This is a genomic window from Dellaglioa sp. CoH-55-MRSF-9 (assembly GCF_056782155.1).
In genome coordinates, this window is the sequence record NZ_JBXAYG010000005.1 from 66,887 (window position 1) to 91,654 (window position 24,768).

Genomic DNA, 24,768 nt, shown 5'->3' on the forward strand with positions numbered 1-24,768 from the left:
TTTTTTTGGCGAATTATCTTCTAAACAACAATCGCATAAATTCTCTAAAAGATAACTTTGATTGCTTAAATTGTTTATATAATGATCCAGCATTTTCTGCAAATCCACCATCTACAAAGTATGCTCCTACAGCAAAACACAAAACGATGATAATACCCAAAAAAATATTCATGACATCATCTCCCTAGTTTAAATAGTCACTAATACAGCAATCAAAATCAATAATGCACCAACAATAAAACAACTACGCATCAATGGTGATATTTTAAGCGGACGATTTTTTTTACTTCCTACACTTTTAACATCAATTTTACGTTCATTATAATCTTCTTTAGATTCACCTTTATCTCGTCGTTTAAACCAGCCAGCGAATAGTTGTGCTTGGCTCAAAATTAATATAATGCCGACTAGAATTAATATAATGCCAATATAAAAATATACATTAGATAAAGAAAAACTATCCCCTCCAACACGGATCCAGATAATCGCAGTAATGATTGCCAGTACACTTAATAAAAATGTGACATTCCTTTTAGCCTGTTTCATGATAGTTAGTTCCTCGCTCGCTTTTAATTTGTGCTTTGATTATATCATTCAAACCTATTAACTCACAATTTTCAGTTCACTTATCCTATAAAATCCGTTATACTTTAAGATACAGTTAACCAAATTAAAGGAGACTCATCAAACATGTTAAAAGAATTTAGAGATTTTATCACTCGCGGAAATGTGATGGATTTGGCAGTCGCTGTTATTATTGGTGGTGCATTTACAACAATCGTTAAGTCTTTCACAACTAACATCATTGGTCCTATCATTGCACTTGTCGTCGGTAAAGTTGACTTGTCAGGGATCGTTCTCACAATTGGTGATACAACTTTCAAAATCGGACAATTTTTAGACGATGTCATTAACTTTATAATCGTAGCCTTTGTTATCTTTATGTTGCTTAAAGGAATCACAGCACTTAGAAATGCAACAAGTAGATCTAATGATAAGGAAGAAGAATCTTCAGAAACGACATTAACACCTACAGAAGAATATTTAAAAGATATCCGTAACTTACTAGCTGAAAGAGATAGTGACTTACCTCGAGAAGCATCAAAAAAAATTGAAGAAAAAATTGCAAAAGAAGACTAAATAATAATTAATAAAAACTTGATTCTGATTTTTAATCGGAATCAAGTTTTTTTATTTTACTTATATTTTATCTTTTTTACATCACATTTTCTTCACAACTACTTGTTATGATAACTTCATACCTTAATTAATAACTTTTAAATTTTAATTTATTTCCCCGAATAAATTAATTTAACTCATAACTAATTTCTCCCCTGAAATTAATTATCTCTACTCCCTTTTTCCGTCAGTCTCCCCGGACTGACGGTTTTTTTATACCCTTAAAATTAAAGTGTATCGACTATAAAATCATAATATTCAAGCGTTATAATCTGTAGTAATAAATAACAATCTAAGATTATTTTGGTCCCCCTTTTTAACATTACGAGTACTGTCTCTAATTAAATATACGTTTGAAGTCTAAGTTTAATGCCCAACCTAATTGGTTATATTCTCAGATTAGACACAAGACTATTCTGAGAATCGATTAGCTCTATAATAAATTAAAAAGAGAAGTCTCCAGATTGATTTCTGATTACTTCTCTTTTTAATTAGTTTTTATTCTATTTTTTTAACTTTTTTTCTAGTTCTAATATCTTTTTTGTTGTTAATTCATTAAGTTTAGCAGAACTAATTATTACTTTTCGTCTAGCTTTCTTATATTTATATAAACATACACATAAGTAAATGTAGAAAGCAATCCAAATACAAAATAATACTAAAGGCATAACAAGATAAACTAGATCATAACTATTCATTATTTTTCCCTTCTAATCTACTTATTTGTTCTTGTTGCTTCTTTTCCACATCATTAAGTTCGGTAATTTCTTTTTTATATTTCCGCATTTTTAAAATCATAAATACAAGCGTACCAATTAATAAAAATATTAATACTTTTATCTCAAATTCTATCATATTCTTCTCCTTCTATATTATTAAGGAACCTACAAAGACTATGAAAATAGTAACTAAAGTTACCCCAAGTTCTGCCCCAACACTAGTTACTGTACTAGACGTACTAAAAGCCATAGATATTTTGGGTAACTCTCCTGCATAATCAAAGTCAGGCTCTCTAAATTTTTTAATATAATATTATAATCTTGTACCGGATATGGATCACTCCCTATTCAATTAGACTCTTCATAAAGTATCTTAATTCCATAAATTATTTCACCTTTAATTAATTGACTAATTATTCAACCCTTATTCAATCAAAATATTATAGAATAGACTTGATAGGTTACAAACAATTCAAATGAATCTTTAATTTTCATTTACCTTCTGCTAGCCTTAAACAGTCTTATAAGTTATAATTTAACAATTCTTGAGCTAAAAGAACCATAGCAACACTTTCTTAAACTATATTTACTACCTTTTAATATACACTTTATCAATTTTAAAGGGTAGTAGAAAAGTTGTATTTAATAATCAGCTCAAATAGTGCTTTATTCTAAGAAAATCTTTATGTAAAAACTACTAAAATATTATATATCCTATACTTTCACCCCACAAAAAAAGTAATCATATTTTATCCTTTTTACGTCACATTTTCTTCACAACTACTTGTTATGATAACTTCATACCTTAATTAATAACTTTTAAATTTTAATTTATTTCCCCGAATAAATTAATCTAACTCATAACTAATTTCTCCCCTGAAATTAATTATCTCTACTCCCTTTTTCCGTCAGTCTCCCCGGACTGACGGTTTTTTATGTTGAATTTGAATACTTTAAGAATAGTAAAAAACAGCCCTAGCATTACCTGCCGGGACTGTCTAAATTAATTTAATTTACCTAGTGATATTCACTTAAAATCACTTTGATAGATATATTTTATATTAGTACCTGGTTTGGACGAAGTTAAAAACACTAAATTAAAAGAACGATTACCAGAGCCTTTTCTAATAATTGCTTTTAAAGTCTTATGATTTATCCCGACATGCAGCGAAGAATCAGATTCACCTTTTTCATTAAGCATATCAGATTGGGTCACATCATAAGAACTATTCATAACAAATAGCCCTCCGAGTGGAAAGTCACCATCTTTTTTTGATTCAATATCGACATCAATACTGTCATTGTAGTAAGCTTCGTCTGAGTCTTTAGTGACGTGATGCTTGATTTTAGTAAATACAAATTTTTCATTTACTATTTTTTGATGATTAGATGTTACAAACACATTCTTAATTTGACTGTTTTTATATTGTTCGGTTACTGCTGCATGAGCATTCCATAACCATACAGCGCTTGCTAGTAAGCAGATGCCTCCCAAAATAAGTAATCCTCTCTGACTTAGTTTCCACGAATTTTTATTTTTCATTTTAGAATAACTCTACCTTCTGAAATGTGAATGATTTTATCACTCACTTCGTTTAAGAAAACACTATCATGATTAGAAATAAGGATTGTTTTCCCTGCTGCTTTTTGATCGATAATTAACTGACGCAAAAAGTCTTTTCCACTATCGTCTAGTGCATTACTAGGTTCATCTAATATTAAAATAGGTGCATCATTGATTAAACAACAAGCAATTGAGGCCCTTTTCTTCATTCCTAATGAATAGTGTTTAATCGCACGCTTATCATTAGGATCTAGTCCAACATAAGTTACCATTTCGTTCAATTCATTCTTAGTCATTTTATGACTATTTAGTTGATTAATTAAGTCCAAGTTTTTAAGAACTGAAAAATCTTCTAACATACCAATACTATCCATAGAAAAAGCAATGCTGCTTGAAAAAAGTTCATCTACTCTGATATATTTTCCATTAACCCAAACTTCACCTTCAGTAGGCTTTACAAACCCAATAATCGTATTAAATATCATGGATTTCCCAGCACCATTTGGCCCACTGAATCCACAAACGATTCCTTCTTCAATTGATAAATTGATATCTACTAAAATATCTTTTTGCTTAATTCTTTTGGAAATGTTTTTCAACTCTATTATTTTCATTTTTACACTACTTTCTTTAAATAAAATCAATATCTTTAATTTTTATAAGTGAGATAATGATGCAACTCAATATAATCGTTAATAAAATTATAATGTTAACCGAATTATGATTAGGGTTAAATCTAGAGAGCATTGTTGCGTCTATAATGGATATGTGAGAAATATAAACATCTAATATTATGACTGCTAAACTCCCTATTAAGGGTAGTATAAAATCATCTAATAAAAATGACGCTGTTGATAACAATACAAGATAGGTGAAACTAAATATAAATAGATAACTATAGAAAGCTAAATGTGAGATACCAAAACCGTTTATAATCACTATCAAAAAATAAAAAAAACTATTATAAATTCCTAACATCAATAAATTGCTAAATAAATAATTTTTATATCCAATATTATGTAGAATTTTAAAATCTGATTTCCATAGTAACATTTGTGAATTTCCAATAGCTAATGCTGGAGAAATCACAAAGATGAACCAAAATAAAGGAAAAGATTCTCCCTCAGTATCTAACGAAGCACCATATAGTAAGCTCGTCATACCACTCACTTGATCTCTTTTGCACAATATGATCATCATCGTTAGCATAATAAAAATGAGCACCGTACGCCATTTAGAATAATAAATCGTTAAATAAATATTTCTAAAAACTAAGATACTGAAAAACTTCAATTTATAGAGTATTCTTTTTTTGATAAAATCCATCTTTGAAAAACCTCCAAAATAATAAAAAAGAGTAGTATAAAGAATATATTTTGAATTAAATATAACGTGTTAACACTATATCCAAGACTGATTATGCCATGATTAAAAAACAATCTAATCCCTCTTTCGTTCAAAAATATTTCTAATTGATAATAACCATAAATTAAAAATAACGATATAATTTTATTTCCTGTGAGGCAATAAAAGGACGCTATTAAATTATAAAAAACATACATTGCGATAAAATAAATAACCATTGTAACTAGCTGATAGCCATTTATATTATATTTTAAATTATCCTTATTTAAAATTAAAAAAAGGATTCCAGAGATAACAAATGCACAAATATATATGGCATAAAAGTAATTCACTTGTACTCTCAAAAAAGAAAAAGGTTTTCTTATATAATACATAATTGGAAATTTAGAACCCTGAAAGGGTAATAATATCAATATTGGAAAGAAAAGAATCATTATATTTTCAATATTTAAACTATTTTGTAGTCCTCCTTGGACTACGTCAATAAAGGAACTATTCTTTTCATTACCTAAAAATAAATAATATTCAAAAAGAGATAAAATAATTAATAAACAGAACGTAAGAATATCTATTACCCAGTCACGAGACCGTTTAGTTTTTAAATATATTTTAAATAATCGCATTACGTTTTACTCCCATAAAATTAAAAAGATAAGCTACAATGAGAACCAAAAACAAAATCCCCATAATAAATGATAAAGGAGGTAGGCCCTCCGCGGGTCCTCCTACCATAGGAAGCGACAAAGGTGCAGCAAGATAAAAAGGAAATACAGCAGCTAAAACACTTATAAATAAGCACAGTAAAAAACTAAAACTAACCACACTATAAATTGTTTTTACATATAAACTAACACTCGCGGCAACTACAGAAAAAACACCTGCGAACAAACCTGCAAGTAAAATATAAAATAAAATCCCCGTATATGATTGCTGGAAAAGGTCCTTCATAAAATATGTTGAATTCGATGCAAGTCCCAGATTATTATTTAATACAGCATCTAATGGTTGATTAGGGAATAAACACCATGCTACTAATAAATCCAATAATAAAGGTAGTATCCCAATCAAAAATCCTGAAATAAAGCTTAAGCTAAATGAATGAATAGAATAATTAATAATTCCCTTTTTTTGTACATATTGTTTAATAAAACCTGTTTGTTTATCCTCGAAGACAATTAGATTCAAACCAATCACTGAAAATAAAGGTAATAACAAATAAAATAAAGCTGAAAAATCGCTACCAGTACCACCTATACCTATCCATGTTGTAATCACAGTAAAAGTTAAATTAGAACCATCTAGATAAGTCCTATTAGGTAACATATCCATAGACACGTGAACTACTATTAAAGCAAAACCCACTAATATGCCATAAAAATATTGTTTCTTCGCCATACGCGACAGCCAATAAGAATTCATTTTTTTCACACCAATCTTTTATTTTAATATAATGCGTAAGAGAGCACATTATTTCTTCTTATCTATCAGGTTTCCAATTACCATCAGCACTACCATATGCATGAATACTATTTACAATATATGCATTGTTTCCTGTTCCATACCACTCTACTAAATAATTAGTTAATTTTGTCTGTCCTTTAGATTTAATAACATATTTTTTTCCTTTAGAAACAGATACATTTCCTGTACGACCAGCCTTATAAGAGTGTCCCCAAGCTTCCACACGTATTTTTCCCGATATCTTTTTGATGTTTAATTCATACGCAGTTTTACTCCACTTTTGAATTCTATAAGTTTCGTCCCAAGGATCATTCCATCTATTAGCAAGATGAACATAATTCGGATTGTTAGCCTCTACACGATCTGAACTTAAAATTGCTATACCAAAAACACATATTGCAACTAAAATAAATGACATTAATTTTTTCATAAAAACTCCTTAAAATTCTCCCTTACGCATTTAATATTATATATAAATAATTAACTCAAAACAATAATATTCAAGTTAAAAAAGACTTTTATAATTTATATATAATATAAAATTAATGCTAATATTAATAAAAAATCACTTTAATGTTGTTTATCATTCTTAGTAAGATCTATTAAGTCCTAAGATATTCAAGTAAACAGACTGCTTACTACTCTAACGTACTAACTACGAGAAGAACTTTCTTCCTTTTTACGTCACATTTTCTTCACAACTACTTGTTATTATAACTTCATACCTTAATTAATAACTTTTAAATTTTAATTTATTTCCCCGAATAAATTAATCTAACTCATAACTAATTTCTCCCCTGAAATTAATTATCTCTACTCCCTTTTTCCGTCAGTCTCCCTGGACTGACGGTTTTTTTATGTCCTAAATTTGGATACAAAAAAAGTTAGACAACATTAGTTATCTAACTTTCTTAACTTTATTTTTCATTATGGAAACGATTTTTAAATAATGGACTAACTGGTTTGTTTTCATGAATTCTCGTGATTGCATCCCCAATTAATTGACCCACTGAAATTTGAACTAATTTATCAATTTTCTTATCTTCAGGTAACTGAATTGAATCTGTTACGATAAATTGCTTAATAGGTGATTTTGCAATTCTTTCAACAGCTGGACCTGATAAAACCGGATGAGTTGCACTTGCGTACACTTCAGTTGCACCGGCATCCATTAAAGCCTGAGCAGCAAGCGTAATTGTTCCTGCCGTATCAACCATATCATCAATTAAGATACAACGTTTGCCTTCAACGGTACCAATAATGTTCATCACTTCAGCAACGTTAGCTTTAGGACGACGTTTATCAATAATTGCAATAGGTGCTTTCAAGAATTCTGCTAATTTACGAGCACGTGTCACTCCACCATGATCAGGTGAAACGACAACAGAATCTTTATCTAATCCTTCGGTTAAGAAGTAGTCAGCTAATAAAGGTGCACCCATTAAATGATCAACTGGGATATCAAAGAATCCTTGAATTTGAGCAGCATGCAAATCAAGCGCTAAAATTCTTGTTGCACCAGCTTTTTCTAACATGTCAGCAACTAATTTTGCTGTAATTGGTTCCCGTGAACGTGCTTTACGATCTTGACGAGCATAACCATAGTAAGGAATAACGACATTAATTGATTTAGCACTTGCGCGACGCAAAGCATCAATCATAATTAATAATTCCATAATATTGTCATTGACGGGTGCAGATGTTGATTGAACAATGTAAACATGATCTCCACGAATACTTTCTTCAATATTAATTCTGATTTCACCATCACTAAAGCGATCTACAGAGGTTTTACCTAATTTAACACCAACAGCATCAGCAATTTTTTCAGCCAATGGTTTATTCGAGTTCAAAGCAAAAATTTTCAACTTTGGATCAAAATAATGTTCTGACATATGTGCCTCCAGTTATTTAATTTTCCCTACTTAAAATTTTAAATATTAATCAAGTAAATTGCAAGTTAAAATCCGATAAGAATTCGCTTACTAATCAATTTCTGGTGCATGAGCTACTGGTAATTTGTCAAAATAACCTTTTTTATTCACTTGACGACCACGAGCAATACCCATATCGTGTGAATCAATATTATCTGTAATTGTTGATCCGGCAGCGATAAATACATGATCACCAACTTCTAGTGGTGCAACTACATTAGATCCACTACCAATAAATGAATGATCACCAATGTTGGTATGGTGTTTATTAACGCCATCATAATTAACAAAAACGACGCCGCAGCCGACATTAATATCTTTACCTAAAGTGGCATCCCCGACATAAGTCAAATGACCAACTTTAGTACTCTTACCGATAGTTGCATTTTTAATTTCTACAAAATTACCGATATGAGCAGCTTCACCAATATGTGCTTGAGGACGTAAGTGACTGTATGGTCCAATGTTACTCATTGTTTCCATTTCAGAATCTTCAAGATATGATGACGTAACAGTTACCTTATCATGAATAATACTATCAATAATTTCAGAATGAGCACCAATGACACAATCTTCACCAATGACTGTATTACCTTTTAAGTAAACGCCTGGTTCTACAATTGTATCTGAACCAATTTTAACATTATATTCGATGTAAGTCGTCTCAGGATCAACTAAAGTCACACCATTGCGCATATGTTTTTCGTTAATCCGGCGTTGCATAACTTTAGTTGCAGCAGATAAAGCCACACGATCATTTACACCCATTGATTCAGAGAAATCTTTCATGCGGTAAGCTGCGACTATCTTACCTTGTTTTTTAAGAATTTCCATAACGTCAGTTAAGTAATATTCACCTTGTGCATTATCATTTGTTACTTCATGTAAAGCTTCAAATAAAGTTTTATTATCAAAACAGTACACACCTGTGTTAATTTCTTGAACATTAGCTTCTTGAATTGTGGCATCTTTTTGTTCAACAATTTTTTCAACAATCCCAATATCATTACGAATAATTCGACCGTAACCCGTTGGATCTTCTGCTTGTGCTGTTAGAACAGTTGCAGCAGCACCTTTTTCTTTATGATATTCAAATAATTCACCAAATGTTTTGGCAGTAAGTAACGGTGTATCACCATTAGCAATAATGGTCATACCCTCTTTATCTTTTAAGATTTTTTCTGCTTGAAGGACAGCATGACCAGTTCCCAATTGTTCTGCTTGAAGAACATATTCTGAGCGATTGCCTAACGTTTCTTCAACCTGCTCAGCACCATGTCCCACAATAGTAACAACTTCATCCATATTATTTGCTTCAATTTCCGATAAAACGTGGTCAACCATTGGACGCCCAGCAATCGGATGTAACACTTTATATAGTTTAGATTTCATTCTTGTACCTTTACCGGCAGCAAGAATAATGGCATATTTAGCAACTGTCATTAGATAGTCTCCTCCAATTATATTCTAATATTCTACCTTAATAATAGCTTAAACCCGTATGCGTTGCAAGATTTCGAATAAATATGCTTACTTTATTCGAAATTAAAAAACACTTGATTTTAAATTATTATTGGAATTTTCTAAAAAAAACTTAATGTTAAATTTAACATTAAGTTTTCATATAAATTATCTATTAACTTTTTATTTTTTAAATGTTTTTGTTAAATAATTTCCTTCACTAACATGAATGGTTTTGTCTGTATGATTAATTTCATCAACTTTTAACAATGAACTATAATCATCAACAATTCGGTCACCACTAAAGGCGCCCTCAGCGAAAACGGAAATACCGACTAAGTTTGCTTCAAACTCTTCGATTAAACTCTTCATTCCGTTAACTGTGCCGCCACCCTTCATGAAATCATCTACGATTAATACGTTAGCACCACGTTTTAAACTACGCTTTGATAATTCCATTTTTTCAATACGTTCACTCGAGCCAGATACATAGTTAACACTAACGGTTGAACCCTCGGTAATTTTTGAATCGCGACGCACAATAACAAATGGCACATTCAAAAATGTTGAGACACTTTGTGCGATGGGTACACCTTTAGTTGCAACTGTCATAACGGCATCAATTTTTTGGTCTAAGTACTCTGTTGCAATCAAGCGTCCTACTTGACGTAAAACGTCAGGACGGCCAAGTAAATCAGATAGATAGACATAGCCACCAGGTAATAACCGATCTTTTTCTGATAACTCCTCAGTCATTGATTCAATAAATTCACGTGCTTCTGCTTCATCAATAGATGGAATAAAACGTGCACCGCCAGCTGCGCCAGGAATTGTTTCTAGCGTTCCCGTGCCTCGCTCTCTAACTGTACGTTTTACAATCGCAAGATCTTCACTGATTGATGATTTAGCTGATTCATAGCGTTTTGAGAAATACGTCAAAGAAACCAACGTATGTGGTCTTTCTAGCAAATAACGAGTCATATCAATTAATCGATCGCTTCTTCTTGTTTTCATATATATATCAGGCCTTTCTTTTAAACATATCTAGTATTCAAAGTGTGATTTTCATTATAACCCGTTTTACCGAATAATAACAGTAAAATGCCAAAATATAATTATTAACGTTCGGTTTTTAATGATTTTCTAATAAAAAAACAAGCTATTTTTAAAAGTAGCTTGTTGATTGTTAATATTCGGTTTTATTTTTGTTTATTAATTTGAAGTCTAACGGATATAACTTTAATAATACTGCATATAATGAAAATCGTAATGAATAATAGCGTAATCGTTGCGCCAGGCGGTGTATTAAATTGGTAAGATGACATTAATCCGCCAACCATCCCTATTACACCAACTATCACACCAATTATAATAACCAGATTAAAGCTACGACCCAATCGCATTGCAATTGCTGCAGGTAAAATCATAATTGCAGAAACGAGTAGTGCCCCGGCAATTGGCATCATTATAGCAATCGTCACACCTGTAACTGCGTTAAAACTAATTGACATCAATCTAACCGGTAACCCTTCAGCAAAAGCCGTCTCTTCGTCAAAAGTTAAAACATACATTGGCTTTTTGAATAGTAGGAAGAGAACGACAATTAATACAGTTAAAATTGCTAAAATGATAACCTGCGCTGAACTAATCGTCACAATTGAACCAAATAAATATTGCTGTACACTCATTGAACTGGCACCTTGATTTAAACTCATTAAAACTAAGGCAATTGATAGTCCGGCAGACATCATAATGGCAATTGAAACTTCTGAATACGTACGGTATAAATTGCTTAAAAATTCAATTAAAACTGAGGCAATTAAAACCACAATCAGTGTGGTAATTGTTGGATTAATATTAACAAACAATCCTAACGCGACCCCTGCTAACGAAACGTGTGACAATGTATCTGCCAAAAGCGATTGCCTTCTTAAAACTAAGAATAATCCCAATAACGGCGTAATTACTGCCATTAAAAGTGAAGCAATTAAAGCTCGTTGCATGAATCCATCGAGAAACATCTCCATTGTGAGTCCTCCTTTCTAACTAATTTAATGTGACGATCAATATATTCTGAAACATCTTCATGATCATGCGTTATCATCAAGATACCTTTATGATGCGTATGGGCTTCATGTTGTAATAATTCGTAGAAATCGTGACGCGATTGTTCATCCATCCCTGTTGTTGGTTCATCTAAAATAAATAAATCAGGATCTGCTGCAAAAATACGGGCTAAACAAACACGTTGTTTTTGACCACCAGATAATTCACCAATTTTATGATTCTTAAAGTTCCACATATTAACTGTTTCAAGTGCTTTTTTTATATGTTCATGATCATTTTTATTCAGACGTCTTAACCAACGATTTTGTTGGTAACGGCCTGATGCTACTAGTTCATATACTGTTGACGGAAACCCCGCATTAAATGATGAAATCTCTTGTGGGATATATCCGACACGTAATTTTTTATTATCTAAATTAGTTTTAGAAATTTCAGCAGTTCCTTTAGCCGGATGTAATAGGCCAAGTACATTTCTAATTAAAGTTGATTTTGCAGCACCATTTTCACCAGTTAAAATGACAAATTCACCCGAATCAATGTGGAAATTAATATCTTGTAAAACAGGTTCTTCATCGTAATAAAAGGTAAGATCTTTGACTTCAATATATTTCATCTATTCTCCTTATTTAACAACCGTTTTTAACGATTTTAAATTATCTTGCATAACTGAAAGGTATGTTTCTCCATTTTCGATTTGAACTTTTGATAGTCCTTCAATTGGATTCAATCCTTTAACCTTAATATTTGTTTCTTTAGCTAGCATATTCGCAATTTTACTAGAATCATTAGATTCAGTAAAAATGGTATCTACATGATACTTTTTAATATACGTTTGTAGCTCTGCCAAACGTCTTGGACTAGGTTCTTCATCCGAAGAAATACCCGCAACCGCAACTTGCGTTAGTCCATATTGTTTTGCCAAGTAAGCAAATGCAGCATGTTGCGTAACAAATGTTTTATTCTTAGCATTTTTAAATGTCGTTTTATATTCTTGATTTAATTCCGTTAATTTTTTCAAATAAGCATTTGTTCGTTTTACATAATACTTTTCATTTTTAGGATCTTGCTGAATTAATTCATTTGAAATGTTTTTAACCATTTTTTTTGCGTTTTCAGGATTTAACCAAATATGAGGGTCATAATTATTAGTCGATGAAAATGAACTTTCCTCTTCTTTATTAGCTAATTCAGCCTCTTCACTTTTCAATTCTTCGTTCTCATCAATCATTTTAATTGAATGACTAGAATTTAAAATCTGCGTTTGTTTTTCATCAATACTTGATTTCAAACTTTTAACCCACGTTTCCATATTATTACTACTATAGATAAAGATATCTGACCTCGCAATTTTACTAATATCCTTTGCACTAGGTTCGTAATCATGCGGTTCTGTCCCGGCAGGCATCAACATTGTTATATCTGCGTTATCGCCTGCAACTGCCTTAGTAAATTCATACACTGGGTAAAATGTCGTGATAACCTGTAATTTATTAGACTCTTTCTTAGTTGCCCCTTGCCCACACCCGGTCAATACAACAACTAACATCGTGAGTACTATGCTTACTAAAATTAATTTTTTTTGCATGGTTTCTCCCTCATTTTTTCAAATCGTAATCTAAATAGTAATCAATACCATTACCGACAAATATTAGAATATCATTTTAGGTACAGCTACGTCAACTTTTTTAAGTGTCACTACGGTGTTAAGCTGTCATTCGTATAAGTTCATCTTGTTATAATAACTGTATTTAAAGTCGACCTGTCAGCAAGTGAACCGTTTCCAATTTAAAAGTGAACTATATCATTAGAATTAAATATAATTTACTATTAATATCTTGCGCGCAAAAAGACGCAACATCATAACTAACCATTAGTTACGATGTTGCGTCTCATTATTTTATCTGGTAACTCTTATTTTACTCTAGAATATCTTGATATAATTCTAATCCTAGCCTATTCATTCCCGGAATCTGCTTATCTTCAGTTCCCGATTCTGACATCGCCACAACTATAAATGCCTTTTTATCTTTTTCTATAATGGCAGCATCATTTTGAATACCATATTCGTTGTATTCGCCTGTCTTATTATAGACTGTAACACCAGTTGGTAAGGACGATGGTAATTTAGTTAGATTTTTATTTTCTTTTAGTAAATCTAGCATTGCCTGATCCGATTGGTTAGACACTAATTTATGATTATACATTTTTTTAAGAATTTTACCCATATCTGTTACTGACGTTTTATTATCGATTCCTGAATTAAGGGCATCTGTATCCATCATTTTTCTTTTAATTGTTGTATTAATTGCGCCTAATTTTTTAATTTCTGTATTAATTGAAGCAAATCCACCAAGTTTATCAATCACAATATTTGCAGCAGTATTATCACTGTCATCAATCATTTTTTCTAATAATTCTTTATATGACAATCTAGTACCTGCGCTCATATTCTGGATTTCTCCCGTTCCACCGACCTTATCCGATTCTGATAAAACATAGCTATCCTTTAGGTTGATGGTCCCTTCTTTTTCCATAGAATAAGCTGTAATTAAAATAAATAATTTAATCATGCTGGCTGATCCTTGCGCATGATTATTTTCAACTACCGGTGCACTACCATCTGTTAACGAAACGTAGACCGAATTTTTTCCATCAACGTCATCCATATATGTTGCAATATCATTCTTAATTTTAACTTTATTTAGTACTAAACTATTTTCTGAAGATTGCGTTTTTTCCGATGTTTTCTTTTCTTTTGAGCTAGATACTGCAGTAGTTGTTTCCTTCGTCGGTACACTATCTTTGTGCGTTAACTTTCCAGCTATAAGATAACCGCCACCCGCTATAATAACAAGTAAAATAATTCCTAAAACTATTTTCATCGGGTTGTTATTTTTAGCTCGTTTTTCTGTTATTTCATTGTTTACTATTGGCGCTGCTACTTTATTAGTATCTTGCGCTTTCGGATTAAATTTAAAGCCACAATTATTGCAAAATTGATCCTCAACCTTATTTGCTATGTTGCATTGCGGACATGTTTTCATAGGAGCAACATTTTTATTTTCTAACGGTTGCCCACAATTATCACAGTATAATGCATCATTTTCATTCTGAGACCCACATTTCGAACAAATTTTCATATCTTCACCTCGTAATTTTTAGGACTTTAACTTATCCTTCATTACATCCCTATTTTTTCTATATATGTACTCAATATCTGTTACTCATAAACTAACTATCAACACTTATGTTTCCTCCATACCTTTCCCCAAATATGGCTTTTATTCTCCCAAAGACAATCCCCCATTTTCTTGCAAATTAGATTAATCTAACACGCTACATTAAATCATGTCTTAGTTATAAAGTTAACCTATATTAGGTAGTATGTAAATAGAAGGATGCGTTCTTAACTAGTCGCTTAATTAGTCATTATCTCCAATTTTTTAATAAAAAAAAGTGCTATCACAAAGTGACAACACTCTCTTCCAACAATAGCTGTACTAAATCCACTAATCTTTAATTTCTGCACCCAGAGAATCCTTAAAATGTGACAGTGCCCATACATGTCCAGCTTGATTAAAACTAGCTGTCGCCTTTTCATGAATGACAATCTTATAGCCCAAATTATATGCGTCAATTGCGGTATGCAAAACACAAATATCTGTGCAAACACCAATTAAATGCACTGTTTCAATTGACCGAGCTCGTAATCTTAAATCTAAATCCGTTCCCGCAAAAGCACTATATCTCGTTTTATCCATCATATAAACATTTGATTTATCTTTATGCGCCTGATACCAAGGCTCCAACTCACCATAGAATTTACGACCGTTTGTACCTGCAATATTATGTGGTGGAAATAAATTAGTTTCTGGATGAAATGGGTCATTTTCATAATGAATATCAGTTGCTAAAACAACATAATCACCTTTTTGTTCAAACTCATTCATTAATTCTATCACTCGAGCTTCAATCTCTTGAGCAGGTTTTCCCGCCGTTAAGTGTCCATCTGTCGCTACAAAATCATTTGTATAGTCAATTTCAATTAAGGCTTCCACAAGTTGTCCCTCATTTTCAGTTGTATTTAATGCCTTCAACATAACAAATTATGCTAATTATCGCAATAAAATCAACTTAACGGTCTCACTAGGTAGACCTCTTCACAGAAACCTTTTAAACTATTGTAGACGTGCTGTGCTCGACTTTTTTTACGACATATCGCAAATACAGTTGGGCCTGATCCACTCATTTCTGCTGCATCTGCCCCAAATTTTATCATTTTTTCTTTTAAACGTGTAATTTCGGGATGACGTTCAGCTGTAATCGGTTCAAGCGCATTACCTAGATTATCAATTATGGCATCCATATCGTCGTCCTCAATTGCATTCACAACGGCGTTTACATTTGGATGAGTGAGTCGCGTATAATCAATTTGTCTAATAATAGTTGGTGTTGAAACACTAATCTTAGGTTTTGCAACCACTAACCAAACAGGGGGTAAGTCTTTTAAAATAGCAATCTTCTCACCACGACCCGTTACATGAGCCGTTCTACTATAAACGCAGTAAGGCACATCAGAATCAATTTTTAAACCAATTTTTGCCAACTCTGCTAAAGATAAATTGAGTTTCCATAATTGATTCAAAGCACGTAAAACGGCTGCTGCATCTGATGAACCGCCACCTAGCCCAGCAGCAACTGGGATTTGCTTCTTGATATGTATTTGGGCACCTTTTTTAATCTGAAATTTATCCTGTAAAATTTTTGCTGCTTTATAGGCTAAATTTCGGTGATCACACGGTAAAAAACCACTATCAGTTTCCACTGTAATGTCCGTTCGATCGTCTAGCGATTTGATATGTAAGTAGTCTGCTAAATCAACTGATGTCATCACCATTCGCCATTCTTGTTCACCATCTTGATGGTTAAATGGGGTGTCTAAACTCAAGTTGATTTTAGCTGGGGCTTTTTCACGAATCTCCATGTTCTCACCTAATCCTATAAGTCCTTAATTAACTCTAATTATACTAATTATTTCTAAAAATAAAAGCCTAAGTTAAGATGTTCTAAAAACATCCCTACCTAGGCTTTTATACTTATTTTTAATCTTCAAAATCAATTTCAATATTTTTTGTTAATACGTCTGTGTAGCTATATGAAACGCGCTCGAATGAATTCTCATCTTGGTTTAAATCGACTACAAAAATAGCTGGGAATGTTTCGCGTAAAATCCCTTTACGTTCTGTAGTTTTCTTTCTACCGGCTTGAGCAACTACCGTTAAATTTTTTCCGACTTGGGCATCTAGCGTACCTTTGATGCTGGCTAAAGTTTCTGGCATGATGGGCTTCACCTTCTTATGTGAAACATCATACCATAGTTTCACAAGATTTGCAATTATACCACATCGAACATCAGTAGTTCAATAAGAAGTTAATTAAATTTCTCTTCTACTTTGATAAGATTGTTAGATAAAACAATAAATTCATGAATACTTAGTTTTTCAGCACGAATTTGAGCAGAAATTTCTGATGCATCCAATGCTGCTTGTAACGCTTCACGAATTTCTGGTGTTTTACCATAAATTGATTGTAAATTATTCCATAAACTTTTACGTCGATGTTGGAAACTTCCTTTAACTAATTTAAAGAAGACCTTTTCACTAATTGGGCGTTCAACGTCGCCTTCTTTTTGATTCAAAACAATAATAGCTGAATCAACATTAGGTTGTGGAATAAAGACGGTTCTTGGAACAACGAATGCGACTTCAGCATCCATTTCATATTGAACGGCTACCGTTAGTGATCCATATGTACGACTACCTGGATCAGCTGCAATTCGTTCTGCCACTTCTTTTTGCATCATAACAACGATTTTATCTAATTTAACCGCCGTTTCTAGTAAATGCATGATAATGGGCGTTGTAATGTAATAAGGTAAATTAGCGACTAATTTTAATGGATGCTGTCCATCAAAATGTTCTTCTACTAACGCTGGTAAATTAGCTTTTAAAATATCTTGTTCCACGATATCAACATTATCATATGGACTTAGTGTTTCGCCAAGTACAGGAATCAAATTTTGGTCAATTTCAATTGCTAAAACATGATGTGCACGTCTTGCTAATTGTTCAGTCAATGACCCAATACCAGGTCCGATTTCGATAACGTCATCTTCAGCCGTAATATCTCCGGCGTCCACAATATTCATTAGTACGTTTTTATCTGTTAAAAAATTTTGGCCTAAACTCTTTTTAAAAGTTAAACCATAAGTTTCCATAATTGCTTTAGTTCTAATAGGTGAAGCAATGTCTGGCACATCATTGTTAGCCATGTTTTTCCTCCGTTATTGTCTCGTTAATTTCTTGCAATGCGTCGACGAACTCTTCTGGTGAAATTTGAAATAGTTTCAATCGATTGTATAATTGTTTTCCATTTGTGTAACCAATTTTGAGATACTCACCTAATTTTTCACGCTTAGCTTTGGCATCCGGTCCGGCAATCAATCCTGCCGTTTGTAAATCCTCTAAGCTGATCAATGTTTCGCCATCAGGCATTTCTGTATACAAATGATCTAGCGCTTCACGAATCGCTTCAACTGAAGCATGTTCAACGCCTAAACTCCCTTTATGATCTGGGACAGCTTCACTTTTTTTCAGAAAAGCATGCTGTACATTTGGAACGCGTGCTGAAATAGTTTTACGAATTTTTTCACCAGAAAAATCAGGGTCCGTAAATACAATTACGCCTCGAGTTTCTTGCAACAGTTCAATTTGATCTAACGTTTCGTCACTAATAGCTGAGCCACGTGTTTCAATCGTATCTGCATTAACAGCTAAATGGATACGTTTTGTGTCATCGCGACCTTCAACTACGATTACTTCTCTAATTTTCTGCATATTACCCTATCCTAAATAAGTTTTCGGCATTTTTAAATGTTGCCGCTGCCATATCAATACTTGAACTCTCTCGAATTTTTGCGACAGCTTCCAAGACGTATCTTGTGTATCCTGGTTCATTGCGCTGACCTCTATAAGGTTCTGGCGTTAAATATGGTGCATCTGTTTCAATTAAAATTCGGTTGCTTGGTGTCACTTTAACGGCTTCATGAACTTCTTTAGCACTATTATAAGTCACAATACCACTATAGGATAAATGCATCCCTAAGTCTAAGAATTTCTCTGCCCATTTTGCATCACCATTAAAGCTATGCATAATGCCACCAATATCACGAATATCAGCTTCTTTCAGGATTGTATAAACATCCTCAAAGGCATCTCGATTATGAATAGAAATTGGTAATTTTAACGCCTTCGCAATCTCAACCTGACGTTTGAAAACTTTTTTCTGCGTTTCAATTGGAGACGTATCCCAATGGTAATCTAGGCCCATTTCACCCATTGCGACAACTTTTGGCGACTGTAATTGTTCTATCAAAACTTCTTCAGTCTCCGGTGTGTAGGTTTTTGCCTCTTCTGGATGCCAACCAATTATAGAATATAAATTAGGATAGCTTTTTGATAGTTCTAGTGATTTCAAAATGCTTGGTTGATCAAATCCAACAATTGCCATTTTAGTCACGTCAAATGCTTTTGCACGCTCAATAACTTCAGGAATTTCCGTTGTAAATTCATCAGAATTAATATGTGTATGTGTGTCAAATATTTCCAAGGGATACCTCTCCTTTCTAGCAGTAAAATGAAGAAGGACTAGAGCAAAACCAAGTTTTGTTTCCAGTCCTTACTTTATTTAGCCTACAATTGCGCCATTTTTAATATCTTCATCAACGGTAATTAATTTCAATTTACCATCGTATTCTACAGATAGAATCATTCCTTGGCTAATTTCGCCTTTCATCTTACGCGGTTTTAAGTTCGCAACAATCACAACTTTTTTTCCTAATAAGACATCTGTTTCAGGATAAAACTCTGCTACACCAGACAAGATTTGACGATGATCAGGATCACCAGCATCTAATCTAAATTTCAATAGTTTATCAGCATTTTGTACTTTTTCAACTTGAATAATTTCAGCAACTTTTAATTCATTTGGCTCAAATTGATCAAATGTCGTTTGAGGTAATGTTAAGTTTAGAGCCACATTTTCTGGATTCCAATCTAAAGAATCCTCTGTATCATTAACTGCCATTGCTTTACGCCCTTTCTTCTTATCTGAAACTGTCATTTGATCTTTAATATAGGCAATCTCTTCTTCAACATCTAAGCGTGGGAAAATAGGCGTTCCTTTTTCAACAACGACGCTGTCCATTGGGAAATCAGAGTAGTTTAATTCTTCAATAGCCATATCTGCCGTGTCTAAACCTAATTGTTCAAAAATTTCTTTAGGTGCATGCGTCATAATAGGTTGGATTAAGACAGCAATCACACGTAAACTAGCTGCTAAATGTACCATAACACTATCAAGTTCAGCTTTACGTGCTTCATCTTTAGCTAAAACCCATGGTTGTGTTTCATCAATATATTTATTTGTTCTAGCAACTAATTTCCAGATAGCATTTAATCCATCTGAGAATTCCATTTTATCCATTAATTCAGTATATTCCGTAATTGTATCTTCAGCTGTTTGACCTAAGTCTCCATCAAATTCAGTTACGTTACCCTTTAATGCTGGAATTTTACCACCATCGTATTTGTTAATCATCGCAACAGTTCTATTTAATAAGTTCCCTAAATCATTAGCTAAATCAAAATTAACACGTGAAACAAAGTCTTCTGGTGTGAAGACACCATCATTACCAAATGGTACAGCGCGCATTAAGTAGTAACGGAGTGCATCCAATCCATAGCGTTCTACTAACATTTCTGGATAGATAACGTTACCTTTTGATTTAGACATTTTACCGTCTTTCATTAACAACCAACCATGACCAAAAATTTGTTTTGGTAAAGGTAAATCGAGCGCCATCAAAATAATTGGCCAGTAAATCGTATGGAAACGCACGATTTCTTTACCAACCATTTGAACATCTGCAGGCCAATATTTATCAAATAGTTCAGTATCATCTGAACCATAACCCAAGGCTGTAATATAATTTGCTAAAGCGTCAATCCAAACATAAACAACATGTTTAGGGTTACTTTTAACTTTTACGCCCCAGTTAAATGTCGTTCTAGATACAGCAAGATCTTCCAAACCAGGTTTAATGAAATTATTTATCATTTCATTTTTACGTGATTCTGGTTGAATAAAATCAGGATGATCTTCATAATATTTTAGTAAACGATCTGCATATTTACTCATTTTAAAGAAATATGATTCTTCTTTAACTAATGAAACTTCGTGACCACTTGGCGCTTTACCACCAACCATTTTACCGTCATCATCACGGAAAACTTCAGCCAACTGTGATTCTGTAAAGAATTCTTCATCAGAAACAGAGTACCAGCCTTCGTATTCTCCTAAATAAATATCGCCTTGTTTAAGTAATTTATCGAAGATATATTGCACAGCTTTTTCATGTTGATCATCTGTTGTTCGAATAAATTTATCATTTGTAATTTCAAGGGTTTTCCATAATTCTTTAATATCACTAGCCATACCGTCGACATAAGCTTGTGGTGTTGTCCCTAATTCTTCAGCTTTTTGTTCGATTTTCAAACCATGTTCATCTGTTCCCGTTAAGAAGAAAACATCATATCCTTTTTGGCGTTTGTAACGTGCTAAGACGTCACACGCAATTGTTGTGTATGAATTTCCAATATGTAATTTACCAGATGGATAATAAATTGGTGTTGTTAAATAAAATGTGGGTTTTTCTGTCATTTTTTAAGACCCTTTCCGTATCGTATTTCATGTGTTTTTTAACATTCGTTCTGTATAAACTCCTTAACAGTATATCATAGTTTTCAGCCGATTTTAAGCAATAAAAAGAGACAGTCCGTGAGTTTAACATAGACTATCTCTTTTAAAATTAGCGTGCATATTTTTGAAATTGACGAATAATCATAATTTCTTTTTCAGATAGCTGTCCATCTAAAATGGTAATTAAAATCCGCCCAACCCGTCTTGGATCTTGTTTCAGTGCCGTGATACTAAACGTTATCGCCGCAACCATCAACGTTAGTAGTAACCCTTCACCTTTTGTGAAAACTGTTCCAAATAACGTTATTGGATTTCCACCAAAAAAACTAGAAAAACCAAAGTAAAACAGAATGAAGTCAAAAAACCGCTGAAAATAAGTTAGCCATTGTAATCTAGTCTTTAGATTATTTAATCGAGTAAAAATTTCACTGTGTTCAATCATTTTACAACAGTCCTTCACTATAATTTAATTTTAAAATCAACTAATTGTGAACCATTAAAATTTGTCAAATATCGATGAAATTCATCCTTTAAAATATAGGGTAACACAGGAACTAAATCAGGTGTTAGTCCGACGTTTTGCTTATTCAAAGCCCATTCAACTGGAAAGTCTGCTAAAATACCTTCTCGTGTTCTTTGTGGATATTGTTTTCCAAATGGTTGTTGTAAAGAGATATGAAATAACGCTATTGTAGCTTGATATTCGTCGTCCACTGACCATTCAAGATAACCCGTTGGTCTACATTGAGAATCGGTAATTTTGATTCCTGTTTCCTCATATAATTCACGAAGCATCCCTGCAAGTTCAGATTCTTGTGGTTCACGTTTACCACCAATTCCATTCCAAAGACCAACATATGGTTTTTTCAAACGATTTAATAATAAAATGTTGTTTCCAGCTGTGATAACAGCTAGATTATATTTTGCTAAATCAATCATTATTCAGCAGTTCTAACTATAAAGCGCATCTTAATTGTTTGCATTAATTCTAACACTGTCATATCGTACGTACGTAAAATAACCTCTTTTGAATCCGCATTTCTAGGTACTGTAATAACAAATGCATTTTGTTGATCATTCTTTTGAATACCAACATAAGCTGACGCAAAATTAACATTACTTTTAAATTCAGAATGCATAATATCAAACAATTGACGTACTTCTAATTTTAATTGACGTTCACTGAAAACTGGTGTTAACGTTGCAAACGTATTTAAGTACATTTTTGGTAATTTCCACGCTTCAAGTTGTGCATCGAAGGCTTTAAATAAGGCAACCGTTGCTCGGCGAGCTTCAAAAGGTGCACGTAAGTCATTAGATGTTAAGATTTCCAATAATTTAAGTGCAGCATCTGTTGCGATAGGGTAAAATTCTAAGAATTTTTCAGTAATTTGTTCCATATCTTCATTTTGAAAGAACACCAAAGCATCTAAAAGTGTGATTAATCGGTACATTCCCCATTCATCTGGGCCGCTACCTTCTTTAGGTTCAGCAGTCACTGTTGCCAAGATTCCTTGATAGAATAATTCTCTAATATTATCATCAATAAACCCATTTTCTTCTTGTAATCTAAAAATAGTCCCATGTAAAACCGTATCATAAAGTTGAACAGCCGTCGCATTGATTTTATCGTCGATATTAAAATCATCCGTTGTCATTTTTAACATTAATTCAGGTGCCTGATTAAGTTGCAAGAAAAAATGGAATAGTTCATGCGAAATCAAGTAATCAGGTGCTGTAATATCAGTCACATTAATAATGAAATTTCCATCTTCTAACCGAGATTCTACTTGTTGATGCTTAATAAACCCAACTTTTTCGCCACCATATTGAATTTTAATTTCTCCATCAAATTGTTCTTTAATTGTAGTAATTAAATTTTGTGTATTTTGGTGTAATGTAATCTCAACCATTTAATTATCCCCTTTTTTTCTTAATTCATTTAGTTTTTTTGTTGCAACCTCTGTATCTGGTCGATTCTCATTTTTTAATAACTCAGTTAATTGTGCCACTTCTTCGTCTACAGCGCCAACTTTAACTGCCAGTGATTTTAGTTGAAGACCCATATGTCCCTTTTGAATACCCTCAGAAACAAGTGCTTTAAGTGCCGCTAAATTTTGAGCTAACCCAACACTTGCAACCAAACTAGCAAGCTCTTTTGCTGATCGAATACCCATCATTTTTTTATTAATTTGAACCATTGGGACAATATCAATCGAACCCCCAACAACTCCTATGGGCATTGGTAATTTAATTATGCCAACTAAATTATCACTGACTATCGACCATTTCGTCAAGCCACGATACTGGCCATCTTGGCTAGCATAAGCATGAGCACCTGCTTCAACGGCACGCCAATCGTTTCCCGAAGCAATGAGAACCGCATCAATCCCATTCATAATACCTTTATTATGTGTGACGGCACGATATGGGTCAAGTTGAGCCACTCGACTTGCTGAGACAATTTTCTTAGCTATGTGTTCACCACTAATTTCTGCAGAATCTAACAACGTAAAAGGAATTGAGCAGCTTGATTCAACTAATGAATCTGTTGCGTAGTTGGATAGAATACTCATAAGGACGTCTTGTTTAAACTGTGTTTGCAGCGTTTCACCAACTGCCTCCATCATTGTATTTACACTATTAGCGCCCATTGCTTCTTGAACATCTACTGCTAAATCTACCGAAATTAGATCAGCTGCTAGTTTTCGAACTCTGACCCAACGTGCGCCACCGCCTCGTTTTACAAGTGAAGGACGAGCAGCATTCGCTATTTTAATTAAATTCAATTGTTGTTCATTAATTTGGTTGATAACGTTATCCGCATCATCAATATTTTCTAAAATAACTTGACCTATCATTAAGCGTGATTTAATTTTTGTTGTAAATCCACCCGCAGATGCAATTATTTTTGCCCCATTATTATTTGCCGCAATTACAGAAGGTTCTTCAGTTACCATTGGGACCGTCATCTTTTTTCCATCAACTAAATAATTAAACGCAATACCTTCTGGCAAGGTAAAATCTGCTATATAATTTTCAGTCATCTGATCCCCTAATTCATGATTAAGAGCATGCGTTTCTATTTCTAATTTTTCATCATCTGAAATAAGATTGTCATTTAATAAGGTTATTAATCTATCATGCCATTTTTTTTGATAAAATTTTATAAATTTTGTCATTACCTTAGTCCTTTTTG

Annotated in this window: 26 protein-coding genes and 1 pseudogene; 1 reads left to right on the forward strand and 26 read right to left on the reverse strand. The window is 32.9% G+C overall.

The window, feature by feature from the left end; all coding sequences use genetic code 11:
• Nucleotides 1-13: 13 nt before the first annotated feature.
• Both AC1RPV_RS06190 and AC1RPV_RS06195 read right to left on the reverse strand, forming a co-directional pair.
• Nucleotides 14-172: a hypothetical protein gene (locus tag AC1RPV_RS06190; protein WP_481761778.1), complete on the reverse strand. Its 159-nt coding sequence runs from the start codon at nt 170-172 to the stop codon at nt 14-16.
• 17 nt (nt 173-189) lie between these two features.
• Nucleotides 190-546: a DUF3899 domain-containing protein gene (locus AC1RPV_RS06195; protein ID WP_481761779.1), complete on the reverse strand. Its 357-nt coding sequence runs from the start codon at nt 544-546 to the stop codon at nt 190-192.
• Between the two features lie 144 nt (nt 547-690).
• On the opposite strand from AC1RPV_RS06195, the gene mscL reads away from it, so the two are divergent.
• On the forward strand, nt 691-1,140 hold the full coding sequence (mscL, locus tag AC1RPV_RS06200) for a large conductance mechanosensitive channel protein MscL (protein ID WP_409021944.1): 450 nt from the start codon (nt 691-693) through the stop codon (nt 1,138-1,140).
• 729 nt (nt 1,141-1,869) lie between these two features.
• Here the strand turns inward: mscL and AC1RPV_RS06205 are convergent.
• The 24 genes and pseudogenes from AC1RPV_RS06205 to AC1RPV_RS06320 all read right to left on the reverse strand — a co-directional run.
• Nucleotides 1,870-2,034, reverse strand: a complete 165-nt coding sequence (locus AC1RPV_RS06205; protein WP_481761780.1) for a hypothetical protein — start codon at nt 2,032-2,034, stop codon at nt 1,870-1,872.
• Between the two features lie 891 nt (nt 2,035-2,925).
• Nucleotides 2,926-3,441, reverse strand: coding sequence for a hypothetical protein (locus AC1RPV_RS06210; RefSeq protein WP_481761781.1), 516 nt, complete (start codon nt 3,439-3,441; stop codon nt 2,926-2,928).
• Complete coding sequence (locus AC1RPV_RS06215; protein ID WP_481761782.1) at nt 3,438-4,076, reverse strand: ATP-binding cassette domain-containing protein; 639 nt, start codon at nt 4,074-4,076, stop codon at nt 3,438-3,440. The genes AC1RPV_RS06210 and AC1RPV_RS06215 overlap by 4 nt, the downstream gene beginning before the upstream one ends.
• A 675-nt stretch (nt 4,077-4,751) precedes the next feature.
• The gene (locus tag AC1RPV_RS06220; RefSeq protein WP_481761784.1) at nt 4,752-5,450 is read right to left on the reverse strand and encodes a hypothetical protein; all 699 of its coding nucleotides are present in this window, start codon (nt 5,448-5,450) and stop codon (nt 4,752-4,754) included.
• The gene (locus AC1RPV_RS06225; RefSeq protein WP_481761785.1) at nt 5,437-6,255 is read right to left on the reverse strand and encodes a hypothetical protein; all 819 of its coding nucleotides are present in this window, start codon (nt 6,253-6,255) and stop codon (nt 5,437-5,439) included. The genes AC1RPV_RS06220 and AC1RPV_RS06225 overlap by 14 nt, the downstream gene beginning before the upstream one ends.
• 49 nt (nt 6,256-6,304) lie before the next feature.
• A complete protein-coding gene (locus tag AC1RPV_RS06230) occupies nt 6,305-6,718 on the reverse strand; it encodes a hypothetical protein (protein ID WP_481761786.1) in 414 nt (137 codons plus the stop codon).
• A gap of 487 nt (nt 6,719-7,205) precedes the next feature.
• Nucleotides 7,206-8,183 carry a ribose-phosphate diphosphokinase gene (locus tag AC1RPV_RS06235; RefSeq protein ID WP_481761787.1) on the reverse strand — a complete coding sequence of 326 codons (978 nt, stop codon included), beginning with the start codon at nt 8,181-8,183 and terminating at the stop codon, nt 7,206-7,208.
• 90 nt (nt 8,184-8,273) lie between these two features.
• Complete coding sequence (gene glmU, locus AC1RPV_RS06240) at nt 8,274-9,665, reverse strand: bifunctional UDP-N-acetylglucosamine diphosphorylase/glucosamine-1-phosphate N-acetyltransferase GlmU (protein ID WP_481761788.1); 1,392 nt, start codon at nt 9,663-9,665, stop codon at nt 8,274-8,276.
• A 201-nt stretch (nt 9,666-9,866) separates the two neighbouring features.
• Nucleotides 9,867-10,697, reverse strand: a complete 831-nt coding sequence (gene purR, locus AC1RPV_RS06245) for a pur operon repressor (RefSeq protein ID WP_409021938.1) — start codon at nt 10,695-10,697, stop codon at nt 9,867-9,869.
• Between the two features lie 185 nt (nt 10,698-10,882).
• Nucleotides 10,883-11,710: a metal ABC transporter permease gene (locus AC1RPV_RS06250; protein ID WP_481761789.1), complete on the reverse strand. Its 828-nt coding sequence runs from the start codon at nt 11,708-11,710 to the stop codon at nt 10,883-10,885.
• Nucleotides 11,671-12,363, reverse strand: a complete 693-nt coding sequence (locus tag AC1RPV_RS06255) for a metal ABC transporter ATP-binding protein (protein WP_481761790.1) — start codon at nt 12,361-12,363, stop codon at nt 11,671-11,673. The genes AC1RPV_RS06250 and AC1RPV_RS06255 overlap by 40 nt, the downstream gene beginning before the upstream one ends.
• A 9-nt stretch (nt 12,364-12,372) precedes the next feature.
• Entirely contained in the window at nt 12,373-13,335 is a 963-nt protein-coding gene (locus tag AC1RPV_RS06260) for a metal ABC transporter substrate-binding protein (protein ID WP_481761791.1), read from the reverse strand.
• Between the two features lie 331 nt (nt 13,336-13,666).
• Entirely contained in the window at nt 13,667-14,890 is a 1,224-nt protein-coding gene (locus tag AC1RPV_RS06265; protein WP_481761792.1) for a serine hydrolase, read from the reverse strand.
• Nucleotides 14,891-15,259: 369 nt separating this feature from the next.
• On the reverse strand, nt 15,260-15,850 hold the full coding sequence (locus AC1RPV_RS06270; protein ID WP_481761793.1) for a cysteine hydrolase family protein: 591 nt from the start codon (nt 15,848-15,850) through the stop codon (nt 15,260-15,262).
• Nucleotides 15,851-15,879: 29 nt separating this feature from the next.
• The gene (gene ispE / locus AC1RPV_RS06275) at nt 15,880-16,734 is read right to left on the reverse strand and encodes a 4-(cytidine 5'-diphospho)-2-C-methyl-D-erythritol kinase (protein WP_481761794.1); all 855 of its coding nucleotides are present in this window, start codon (nt 16,732-16,734) and stop codon (nt 15,880-15,882) included.
• A gap of 118 nt (nt 16,735-16,852) precedes the next feature.
• Nucleotides 16,853-17,089, reverse strand: coding sequence for a Veg family protein (locus tag AC1RPV_RS06280; RefSeq protein ID WP_409021932.1), 237 nt, complete (start codon nt 17,087-17,089; stop codon nt 16,853-16,855).
• A 92-nt stretch (nt 17,090-17,181) separates the two neighbouring features.
• Entirely contained in the window at nt 17,182-18,081 is a 900-nt protein-coding gene (gene rsmA, locus AC1RPV_RS06285; RefSeq protein ID WP_409021931.1) for a 16S rRNA (adenine(1518)-N(6)/adenine(1519)-N(6))-dimethyltransferase RsmA, read from the reverse strand.
• The gene (gene rnmV, locus AC1RPV_RS06290; protein WP_409021930.1) at nt 18,074-18,646 is read right to left on the reverse strand and encodes a ribonuclease M5; all 573 of its coding nucleotides are present in this window, start codon (nt 18,644-18,646) and stop codon (nt 18,074-18,076) included. Before rnmV ends, rsmA begins: the two co-directional genes overlap by 8 nt.
• A 1-nt stretch (nt 18,647) precedes the next feature.
• Complete coding sequence (locus tag AC1RPV_RS06295) at nt 18,648-19,418, reverse strand: TatD family hydrolase (protein ID WP_481761795.1); 771 nt, start codon at nt 19,416-19,418, stop codon at nt 18,648-18,650.
• Nucleotides 19,419-19,496: 78 nt separating this feature from the next.
• A complete protein-coding gene (gene metG / locus AC1RPV_RS06300) occupies nt 19,497-21,530 on the reverse strand; it encodes a methionine--tRNA ligase (protein ID WP_481761796.1) in 2,034 nt (677 codons plus the stop codon).
• 148 nt (nt 21,531-21,678) lie between these two features.
• The gene (locus AC1RPV_RS06305) at nt 21,679-22,011 is read right to left on the reverse strand and encodes a hypothetical protein (protein ID WP_409021927.1); all 333 of its coding nucleotides are present in this window, start codon (nt 22,009-22,011) and stop codon (nt 21,679-21,681) included.
• Nucleotides 22,012-22,028: 17 nt separating this feature from the next.
• Complete coding sequence (locus AC1RPV_RS06310) at nt 22,029-22,508, reverse strand: NUDIX domain-containing protein (RefSeq protein ID WP_481761797.1); 480 nt, start codon at nt 22,506-22,508, stop codon at nt 22,029-22,031.
• Nucleotides 22,508-23,482, reverse strand: a complete 975-nt coding sequence (locus tag AC1RPV_RS06315) for an IpaB/EvcA family protein (RefSeq protein ID WP_481761798.1) — start codon at nt 23,480-23,482, stop codon at nt 22,508-22,510. The genes AC1RPV_RS06310 and AC1RPV_RS06315 overlap by 1 nt, the downstream gene beginning before the upstream one ends.
• Nucleotides 23,483-24,754 (reverse strand): annotated as a pseudogene (locus AC1RPV_RS06320) (hydroxymethylglutaryl-CoA reductase, degradative); the annotation flags it as partial.
• Between the last annotated feature and the right edge of the window lie 14 nt (nt 24,755-24,768).